Here is a 1,188-nt window from a genome sequence, read left to right as displayed (position 1 = left end):
GTTTGCTGGTGATTGATACTGCCATTGTCAGCCAGTGGTTTGGCCTGGAGAAGGTAGTGGAACGCCTTGAGCAAACTTCCATGGAACGGGAAACCCGACCCAATGTCGCTGAAGTGACGCTGGATGCTATTGGCGATTATGGCCTGACTGGCTCCGGTGGCGGTTCGTTCTATACGACGTTACCCACTTATCATGACGGCAGCTGGCGGGGCTTTTACGACCTGGCCCATATTGATTTTCTGCAATTCCCCCTGGAGTTTGGTATACCCGCCTATGTCATTCTGGTACTGATGGTACTGGCGGCAGCCTGGCATGCTATTGCCGCCATGCGCCAGCGTCGTAACCGGATAATGATTGGTATGGGCTTTACCGCCTTTATGGGCATTTTGGCCATTATGATTCACTCATCGGTGGATTTTAATCTGCAGATTCCTTCTAATGCGGCTTATTTTGTGGTGATGATGGCGTTGGCTCTGTTGGCAAGGTATCTCCCTTCGGGCGCTGCCCGCCGCCCGCTGCCCGCTTCCCGAAAAAGATAAGTCAGATGCTTTTACGGGAAGCGAGCGGCGGGTAGCGTGATGTGGTACACCGATATGGCTAAATAGCCATATTCCGACTATGATTGTTTGATGTCTGAAAGCAATTTTGAATGGGATGAGGTTAAAAGCCTGTCCAATCAGAAAAAGCATGGAGTTTCATTCTATGAAGCTCAGTATGCTTTTTTCGATCAGAACCGGATTATTGCCGAAGATGTCAGCCATAGTAAGGAAGAAAAGCGTTACTATTGTTTTGGTTTGGATAAAGATCAAACGGGTATTCTCACTGTGCGCTTTACCTACAGGGACAATCGAATCCGGATAATAGGTGCGGGCTACTGGAGAAAAGGGAAAAAGCTTTATGAGCAAGCAAATTCAGTACACTGATGAACCGATTGGCGAAGTCAAACTGGTCGCTGATTTCCTGCCATCCCCAAGTGAACTTAAGGTAAAAAACGATAGTACAAAAATTACGATTACTTTGAGTTCTGACAGTATCGAATATTTCAAGTCGGTTGCTGAAGAGCATGGTATGCAATATCAGAAAATGATCCGACAGTTACTTGATGAATATGTTGCTCATCAACGTAAAAATTCTTGATTCACTCCCCTGACGGGTGCTGCCAGCCCTACGGTTAGCAGGAAGCGGTGT

General features: G+C 47.2%; 3 protein-coding genes. All 3 read left to right on the top strand.

The features are described 5' to 3' along the window. A partial coding sequence (locus KDK14_RS15835) for an O-antigen ligase family protein (RefSeq protein WP_373691094.1) occupies positions 1–539 on the top strand: 539 nt, incomplete at its 5' end. Between the two features lie 90 nt (positions 540–629). After that, on the top strand, positions 630–923 hold the full coding sequence (locus tag KDK14_RS15830) for a BrnT family toxin (protein ID WP_257266141.1): 294 nt from the start codon (positions 630–632) through the stop codon (positions 921–923). Further along, entirely contained in the window at positions 898–1,137 is a 240-nt protein-coding gene (locus tag KDK14_RS15825) for a BrnA antitoxin family protein (RefSeq protein ID WP_101748562.1), read from the top strand. Before KDK14_RS15830 ends, KDK14_RS15825 begins: the two co-directional genes overlap by 26 nt. The last annotated feature ends 51 nt before the right edge of the window (positions 1,138–1,188 follow it).

Origin of the sequence: Endozoicomonas sp. ONNA2, from assembly GCF_024606365.1 — a bacterium.
GTDB lineage: Bacteria > Pseudomonadota > Gammaproteobacteria > Pseudomonadales > Endozoicomonadaceae > Endozoicomonas.
The sequence above is the reverse complement of the archived record's forward strand: the minus strand, read 5'-3'. Positions and strand labels throughout refer to the sequence as shown.